This is a genomic window from Bacillus sp. AFS029533, from assembly GCF_002585125.1.
Taxonomy (GTDB): domain Bacteria; phylum Bacillota; class Bacilli; order Bacillales; family Bacillaceae_G; genus Gottfriedia; species Gottfriedia luciferensis_B.
This window is the reverse complement of record NZ_NUQC01000018.1, coordinates 44,910-53,051: the sequence shown is the minus strand read 5'-3', so window position 1 is coordinate 53,051 and position 8,142 is coordinate 44,910. Positions and strand designations below refer to the sequence as shown.

At 33.0% G+C, this 8,142-nt stretch carries 10 protein-coding genes; 9 read left to right on the top strand and 1 reads right to left on the bottom strand.

Going from position 1 to position 8,142, the window contains the following annotated elements; translation table 11 throughout:
• Window positions 1-519 precede the first annotated feature (519 nt).
• The 9 genes from COE53_RS09735 to rsmI all read left to right on the top strand — a co-directional run bounded on the left by COE53_RS09735 (window position 520) and on the right by rsmI (window position 7,577).
• The gene (locus tag COE53_RS09735) at window positions 520-708 is read left to right on the top strand and encodes a sigma factor G inhibitor Gin (RefSeq protein ID WP_248267553.1); all 189 of its coding nucleotides are present in this window, start codon (window positions 520-522) and stop codon (window positions 706-708) included.
• Window positions 709-1,049: 341 nt separating this feature from the next.
• Window positions 1,050-2,468 (top strand): aminotransferase class I/II-fold pyridoxal phosphate-dependent enzyme, encoded by a 1,419-nt coding sequence (locus COE53_RS09730; protein ID WP_069033938.1) that lies wholly within the window; start codon window positions 1,050-1,052, stop codon window positions 2,466-2,468.
• Between the two features lie 12 nt (window positions 2,469-2,480).
• Entirely contained in the window at window positions 2,481-3,113 is a 633-nt protein-coding gene (tmk, locus tag COE53_RS09725) for a dTMP kinase (RefSeq protein WP_069033939.1), read from the top strand.
• Between the two features lie 211 nt (window positions 3,114-3,324).
• Window positions 3,325-4,320 (top strand): DNA polymerase III subunit delta', encoded by a 996-nt coding sequence (gene holB / locus COE53_RS09720; protein WP_069033940.1) that lies wholly within the window; start codon window positions 3,325-3,327, stop codon window positions 4,318-4,320.
• A 3-nt stretch (window positions 4,321-4,323) separates the two neighbouring features.
• Entirely contained in the window at window positions 4,324-5,151 is an 828-nt protein-coding gene (locus COE53_RS09715) for a PSP1 domain-containing protein (RefSeq protein WP_069033941.1), read from the top strand.
• A gap of 12 nt (window positions 5,152-5,163) precedes the next feature.
• On the top strand, window positions 5,164-5,523 hold the full coding sequence (gene yabA / locus COE53_RS09710; protein ID WP_069033942.1) for a DNA replication initiation control protein YabA: 360 nt from the start codon (window positions 5,164-5,166) through the stop codon (window positions 5,521-5,523).
• 189 nt (window positions 5,524-5,712) lie between these two features.
• Window positions 5,713-6,453 (top strand): tRNA1(Val) (adenine(37)-N6)-methyltransferase, encoded by a 741-nt coding sequence (locus tag COE53_RS09705; protein ID WP_069033943.1) that lies wholly within the window; start codon window positions 5,713-5,715, stop codon window positions 6,451-6,453.
• Window positions 6,440-6,706 (top strand): GIY-YIG nuclease family protein, encoded by a 267-nt coding sequence (locus COE53_RS09700; RefSeq protein WP_069033944.1) that lies wholly within the window; start codon window positions 6,440-6,442, stop codon window positions 6,704-6,706. Before COE53_RS09705 ends, COE53_RS09700 begins: the two co-directional genes overlap by 14 nt.
• Window positions 6,702-7,577 (top strand): 16S rRNA (cytidine(1402)-2'-O)-methyltransferase, encoded by an 876-nt coding sequence (gene rsmI, locus COE53_RS09695; protein WP_091024816.1) that lies wholly within the window; start codon window positions 6,702-6,704, stop codon window positions 7,575-7,577. Before COE53_RS09700 ends, rsmI begins: the two co-directional genes overlap by 5 nt.
• A 106-nt stretch (window positions 7,578-7,683) precedes the next feature.
• Here rsmI and COE53_RS09690 read toward each other — a convergent pair whose 3' ends face one another.
• Window positions 7,684-7,968 (bottom strand): transition state genes transcriptional regulator AbrB, encoded by a 285-nt coding sequence (locus COE53_RS09690; protein WP_069033946.1) that lies wholly within the window; start codon window positions 7,966-7,968, stop codon window positions 7,684-7,686.
• Window positions 7,969-8,142 lie beyond the last annotated feature (174 nt).

Below are 8,142 nucleotides of genomic sequence, written 5' to 3'. Positions count from 1 at the left end.
AGTAGAACGTCGCCTGGTAAAGAAAAACATCAGCTATTAGGCTGATGTTTTTTTGTGTATGTAAATAAAAAAATTAAAGAACCAAAGTTAAATAATTTAAAACTTGACCAATGTATTTAATCAAAGCTAATTTCACTAGTACTTCACTTAAAGGCATTTGCTTTAAGTAGCAGTTCTTTTGAGGTACTGGGTTTACTTATATATAGAGCACAGCACAGGCAGGCGAAGTAATCAAGAAAACAAGCGTTTGGCGAGTAATTAGAGTCAGAGACTACAAATTTTTGTAGTCCTTTTTTAGTAGTTAGAAGGAACAAAAATAAGATCAAAGCAGGAAAGTAGTATCATGTTAGAAAAAAATATTTAAAATAGAGAGCACAAAATTAGAACTATTTTCATATATTACAAAAAAATAGGCCTTAAATTGTATAAAAAGTTTTTAATTTGCAAAACTAAATAATAAACGAAATTGTTTAATCAATCGTAAATTACACTGGAAAAACACTTAGAGGAGGAATAAAGGTGAATGGTTTATCAAAATGTATAGTTTGTGAAGAGAAAAAGGAACATGGCATTCATATTATAGAAGCATTTGTATGTGAAGAGTGTGAAAAGAAAATCGTAAAAACTGAAACAGACGCACCTATATACAATTCCTTTGTAGAGAAGTTAAGATGTATTAGTACGGTGAAAGAAGAAATTGCGAATTAGAGATTAGCATAAGCGTAATAGACTAATAGTAGTAGTCTAATAAGTTTTTGTAAGTTAAAATAAGATATAAAGTGAAGGACCGATTTTATATACAGGTACCTCTGCCATAATTTATTACTGTTTTGTCACTCCTTAATGTGACTGGACCTTTAAGTAATGGAGAGAACTTGTAAATATAATCGGTTTTTATATTGTCTATAAAATATTGGATTTTGAATTAGGTAGTTGTATTAAAATGTTGAAAAGTATGTTTGGAATGGTTAAATTAAAACCTAACTAAAAAATATACTAGTATAACGATACATACAAATAAATTGCGTAAATTAAAGGAAGAGTTATTGATGAATAAAATGCCATTACTAAATGCACTGAAACAGTTTGTAAATCAAGAAACAATATCTCTACATGTTCCAGGTCATAAAAATGGAAAGCACAATTTTATAAATGAATTAGGATTACCAAATATATTAAATTATGATGTGACAGAATTAAATGGCTTAGATGACTTACATTACCCTTCAGAGGTGATTAGTGAGGCTCAAAAATTGTTAGCGAACGTATACAAAGCAGAAGAAAGTTTCTTTTTAGTAAATGGCTCAACTGTGGGTAACCTAGCTGCAATTTTAGCGTTATGTGGTGAAAATGACGAAGTATTAGTACAACTCAATTGTCATAAGTCAATTTTTCATGGTCTTTTACTTGCTGGAGCAAGACCTATATTCTTACCATTAGATATTGATGAAGAGTTAGGACAGCCACTTGGGGTAAACAGTGAGGAATCTATAAATGTAATAAAAAATTATCCGAAAGCAAAAGCAATCATTTTAACCAATCCTAATTACTATGGAATGTCTCAGAATTTAAAAAATATAATTGAGTTCGCTCATAGTATGGAGATCCCAACAATCGTGGATGAGGCTCATGGAACACATTTTATAATCGGGGATCCCTTTCCAAATGATGCACTCTCTATGGGTGCCGATATTGTCATACAATCAGCGCATAAAACTTTGCCTGCAATGACAATGGGTTCTTATTTACATATAAAATCAAAATTTGTTTGCAAAGATAAAGTAAGAGAAATGCTGAGAATGCTACAAAGCAGCAGTCCCTCTTATCCAATTATGGCTTCCTTAGATTACGCAAGGAGTTTTGTCGAAACATTTTCTCACGATAAGGTGAAAATACTTCAAAAGAAAATTGCCGAATTTATTAAAGAAGTTAATGATTTATCTAGTATACAAACTGTTACATCAAGTCGAATAAACTATACACAAGATTTACTAAAAGTAATCGTAAAAAGTAAAAAAGGTCATACCGGTAAGCAATTACAGGAAATATTTGAAAATGAGGGAGTCTATTCTGAACTATCAGATTGGGGACATGTGCTGTTCATCCTTCCGCTAGATGAAAGAATGGATTTTAATGACCTTGTTAATCGTATAAAAAAAGCAACTGAATCTATGACTTATATTGAAAATAAACAACCTAAGCTTAATATACCTAACTTCACGAGTACAGTTTTACATAGTTACGCTGACTTAAAGAAAAAGAGGAAGTTGGTAAAAGATTTGGCAGATTCGGTAGGAGAAATCTCTGCAGAAAATATAGTGCCTTATCCACCAGGAATTCCTATTTTACTAAAGGGTGAACTAGTTACTACTAAGCATGTTGATTATATTCATGATGTATATCAATATGGAATGACGATTCAAAATTTGATTGAAGATAAAAATTTACAAATTGAAGTATTGATTTAGGAGGAAACACACTTGAAATCTTTATTCATAACATTCGAAGGACCAGAGGGTGCAGGGAAAACAACAATTATAAATATGATATCAGAAGAACTTCGTAAAAGAAGTGTAAATTTTATATCCACTCGAGAACCAGGTGGGATACGGATCGCTGAAAGTATAAGAAATATTATATTAGACACAGAGAATATTGAAATGGACAAGCGTACGGAGGCGCTACTTTATGCTGCAGCAAGGAGACAGCATTTAGCAGAGAAAGTAATCCCTGCATTGGCAGAAGGAAAAATTGTGTTGTGTGATCGATTTGTAGATAGCTCGCTTGCATATCAAGGTGTCGGTAGAGGGATTGGAATAGATGAAATTTATAATATCAATCAATTTGCAATCGATGGATTAATGCCCGATTTAACAATTTACTTTGAGTTAGACCCTAAAGTTGGGTTAAATAGAGTTCACCAAGCAGATGAGAGAGAAATCAATCGACTTGATTTAGAAGAACTAGATTTTCATTTAAAAGTTCAAAGTGGATATGCCGAAATTATGAAGAGAGAGCCATGGCGCTTTAAACGAATTGATGCATCAAACGAGGTCGCTCAAGTATTTAATGATACATTGAAAGTGATTTTAGAAAAAATAGAAGAAATTTAATTATATACAAAACTTGATTACATGAACAATAACATGACGGAACTGGTATAATAGAAGTAGGAATCTATTCGGAACTTAACTAAAAATTACTTGCATCAATAGAAAATTGTAGGCTAAAAGTTAGCCTGAAGTAATTGGTAAAACGATTAAAAAAAAACGATCCAATTTAAAAATATCATTGATTAATTTATAGATATGAGTAGGTGTAAACATGAAAACATCTTGGGAGAAACTAAGCGAGCGTCAACCAGTTGCCACAAAAATGTTAAAAAATGCAGTAATTAAGAACAGGGTAGCTCATGCTTACTTATTTGAAGGCCCAAGAGGAACTGGTAAACGCGAACTTGCATTATACTACACAAAAGTATTACTATGTGAGAATGTAAGTGGCGCTACACCTTGTGGAACTTGTCGTAATTGTAAGCGTGTCGATTCGGGTAATCACCCAAATGTTTATGTAATTGAGCCGGAAGAAGCCTCAATAAAGAAACATCAAATTCAACAATTACAAGAAGAATTCTCTAAAACAGCTGTTGAATCGAATCGAAAAATTTATATAATAGACCATGCTGATCGAATGACGACAAATGCAGCTAATTCTTTATTGAAATTTTTGGAAGAACCGGTCTCGATTACAACTGCATTTTTATTAACTGAACAAGTACAACAAATTTTGCCAACGATACAATCTCGCTGTCAATCAATCCATTTTAATCCATTACCAACAAAATACTTTGAAGAACATCTAGTTAATATAGAGCTCCAATCAAACTTAGTACCATTATTAGCAAGATTAACAAATAGTGAGGCAGTTGCACTTCAAATTGCTGAAGAAGAATGGTTTGCACAAGCTAGAGATTTAGTGATAGAATTATATGAAGCATTATTAACAACAAAAAAAGATAGTCTTCTAGTCATACAACAAAATGTTTCTCGTCATTTTGATACGAAGGAACAGTTACAAATGATGCTTGATATGCTTGTATTAGCCTTTAAAGATATGCTATATATATATGCTGAGCAAGATCAAAATGTTGTTTTTAAAAATGAAGAACCATTAATGAGACAAGCATTAAATCGTATTTCATTAGAGAAAGTAACCACTTGTTTAGAAATCATCCTTTTTGCTAAAAAGCGATTAACATCAAACGCAAATATGTTAATGGTTTTAGAGCAAATGATAATAGAGCTACAGGAGGGATTGTAGATTGTGTACGAAGTAGTCGGAGTACGTTTTAAAAAAGCTGGTAAAATCTATTATTTCGACCCAAATGGATTAGCAATCCCTAAAGATACTTTTGTCATCGTTGAGACGGTGAGAGGGATTGAATTTGGAAAAGTAGTTGTACCGAATAAAAAGGTCGGAGAAAATGACGTAGTCCTTCCGTTAAAAAAAGTCATGCGATTAGCTGATGAGCATGATCGTATGATTGTTGAAGAGAATAAACAATCAGCTAAAGAAGCTTATGAAGTTTGTTCTAGTAAAGTTATGCAACATGAACTAGATATGAAATTAGTTGATGTCGAATATACATTTGACCGAAATAAAGTCATCTTTTATTTTACAGCAGATGGTAGAATAGACTTTAGGGAATTAGTAAAGGATTTAGCTGCAGTATTCCGTACTCGAATAGAATTAAGACAAATAGGAGTACGTGATGAAGCTAAAATGCTCGGTGGGATTGGGCCTTGCGGTAGAATGTTATGTTGTTCAACGTTCTTAGGTGATTTTGAACCAGTATCCATTAAAATGGCTAAAGATCAAAACCTTTCTCTTAACCCGGCGAAAATTTCAGGACTTTGTGGCCGATTAATGTGCTGCTTAAAATATGAAAATGACGAGTATGAGGCTGCAAAAGAACAACTTCCAGACTTAGAGGATATCATCAAGACAGCAGAAGGTCCTGGAAGAGTAATAGGATTGAACATCTTAGAACGAGTTATTCAGGTAGAATTGATCAAAAAAGAACGCGTTGTGGAGTATACCCTAGATGATTTAATTCACGAGGGAGTCGTGTCAATACAAACCACAGATTAAGAGGTGGTAAGATTGGACAAGAAGAATATATTCTTATCTCTTTCCAATATGGAAGAACAAATTCAAGATTTATCAACACAGCTTAGTGATTTAAAACAATATATCGCTGAGCTACTAGAAGAAAATCACTATACGAAAATTGAGAATGATCACTTACGAGAAAGATTAGGTCTAAATAAACGTATAGAAGAAAAAGAACAAATAAAAGACTCAAAGAAGAAAAAGGTACAAAAGGATAAGGATCTTGGGGAAGGCTATGATAATTTAGCAAGATTGTACCAAGAAGGTTTCCATATTTGTAATCTACATTATGGAAGCGTACGTCATGGTGAGGACTGTCTGTTTTGTTTATCCTTCTTTGATAAAAAGTAAAGTAATGGTAGGCTATTCCGGAAGAAGCGAGCGATTACCTTTTTAGAAAACAGCTTTTAAATAAGCTGTTTAAAAAGGTAAAGCGCGCAGGTTCCAAATGGAATAGCTTCTTTTTATGCATTGCTAGTTAATTGTTATACAATTAGGCAATGCTAAAAGATAATATTGGTATGAATTTGAAAGGAACTAATTATGCTTAAAGGTGACGAACGCTTAGATTACTTATTAACCGATGATATGAGGATTATTCAAAGTCCATCCGTTTTTTCATTTTCATTAGATGCAGTTCTTTTATCCAATTTTACATATGTCCCGATCCAAAAAGGTACAATTGTTGATTTATGCTCTGGAAATGGAGTTATTCCATTGATGCTTCACCGAAGATCTAAAGCAAATATATTCGGTGTAGAAATACAAGAGCGACTGTATGATATGGCTAAAAGAAGCGTTGAATACAACAAGTTAGATGAAAAAATATCAATGATTCATGACGATTTAAAAAATGCACCAGATAAAATAGGTAGAGAATTTGTAGATGTTGTTACGTGTAATCCACCATACTTTCAAGATATTCCCACTTCTGAACAGAATATGAATGAGCATTATGCAATAGCGAGACATGAGATTAAAACGAATTTAGAAGAAGTAATCAATGCAAGTAAACAACTTTTAAAGCATGGTGGAAAATTGGCGATGGTTCATCGTCCAGGGCGTATGTTGGATATTGTTACAACAATGCGCAAACATGGTATTGAGCCGAAAAGAATTCAGTTTGTTTATCCAAAAATGGGTAAGGAAGCAAATACACTTCTAATTGAAGGTATTAAAGGTGGGAAGGCTGACCTTAAAATTTTGCCTCCTATCTACGTATATGAGGAAAATAACGAGTATACGGCTGAGTTAAAGGAAATTCTATATGGAAGATCATAAACACTATTTATACGTGCTAGAATGTTCAGATACAACTTTCTATGCAGGATATACAACAAATATTGAACGTAGAGTAAAACAACACAACGATGGAAAGGGTGCAAAATATACAAGGGGTAGGACACCTGTAAATTGTATATTTTTTGAGGAGTACCCAACCAAAAGAGAAGCGATGCAAGCGGAATACGCTTTTAAGCAATTATCAAGAGAAAACAAAGAACGATATATGAGAGGAGGAACTGGTAATGATTAAAAGTCAAAAGAGCTTCTTAAATGAGGAATTAGGCTGTCTTTATTTAATACCAACCCCTATTGGTAACTTAGAAGATATGACGTTTAGAGCGGTACGAATACTAAAAGAAGTAGATTATATTGCGGCGGAGGATACTCGTAACACGAAAAAGCTGTGTAATCACTTCGAAATACAAACGCCATTAGTGAGTTATCATGAGCATAATAAAGAAAAAGCAGGATTAAAGCTTGTAGAAGACTTGAAACGAGGATTAAAAGTTGGATTAGTAAGTGATGCAGGAATGCCATGTATAAATGACCCAGGTTATGAGCTTGTAAAACTTTGTTTAGAAGAAGGTATTTCTGTCGTTCCTTTGCCAGGTGCAAATGCTGCCTTAACATCTTTAATATCATCTGGACTGCCTACTGATTCGTTTTTATACATAGGATTCTTGTCACGTCAAAAGAAAGATAAGAAGAAGCAATTAGAACCGTTAAAGGGACAACGTAGTACAGTCATTTTATATGAGTCTCCACACCGTTTAAAAGAAACGTTACACGTTATTCTTGAAGTATTAGGTGACAGACAAATTGTACTTTGTAGAGAATTAACAAAGAAGTTCGAAGAGTTTTTACGTGGGACAGTTAGTGATGCAATAGACTGGGCAACGAATGAAGAAGTACGTGGAGAGTTTGTAGTTGTTTTAGAAGGGGCATCTGAAGAAGATGTGAAAAACAATGAGGAGTGTTGGTGGCAGGAACTATCAATTAACCAACATGTCGATTGGTACATAAATGAAAAAAATGAAAAAAGTAAAGATGCAATAAAACTTGTTGCGAAGGATCGTTCATTAAATAAAAGGGACGTCTATGCGGAATATCACGAAATTTAATAAGGATTAAAAATGAAGTTAGGCTGTCTTTTTATTTGTTATTCTCTATTCATTTTTTACTTGCTTTTATTTAGAGAATGCAATTAAAATAGGCAGCCTCTTCAATTTAATTATTATCAGCTATAAATTGTTCAATCTCGAATTTTAGAAGCTCTGCGCCTTTTTTACTTAAAACAATTTTGCCATCAGCAACCTCAAGATTATTTTGAGAAATTTCTCCCGTCATCATACAAGTCATATTTGGTTCATACTTTTTTAGGATAATTCGATCATCCTGAACAAATATTTCAAGTGTGTCTCTTTCAGTGATATTTAGTGTTCTTCTAAGTTCAATTGGAATGACTACACGGCCAAGCTCGTCTACCTTACGGACAATTCCTGTAGATTTCATAATTAATCCTCCTAGTATAAAGTTTTTATGAAAATAAATGTGCTATGTAGTCCAAAAAACAGAGATACATAGTGTTACTATGCCAATATGGGTTAATTAAAGAGAAAATGTATGTATATTTACGAGAAATAATAGAAATAGATGTTACTATTGTGTAAAATTTAACTTATAAAA

Excerpts from the sequence above, each read along its gene's own strand:
- COE53_RS09730 (WP_069033938.1), top strand. The coding sequence starts at position 1,050 with ATGAATAAAATGCCATTACTAAATGCACTGAAACAGTTTGTAAATCAA.
- holB (WP_069033940.1), top strand. The coding sequence starts at position 3,325 with ATGAAAACATCTTGGGAGAAACTAAGCGAGCGTCAACCAGTTGCCACA.
- COE53_RS09700 (WP_069033944.1), top strand. The coding sequence starts at position 6,440 with ATGGAAGATCATAAACACTATTTATACGTGCTAGAATGTTCAGATACA.
- COE53_RS09690 (WP_069033946.1), bottom strand. The coding sequence starts at position 7,968 with ATGAAATCTACAGGAATTGTCCGTAAGGTAGACGAGCTTGGCCGTGTA.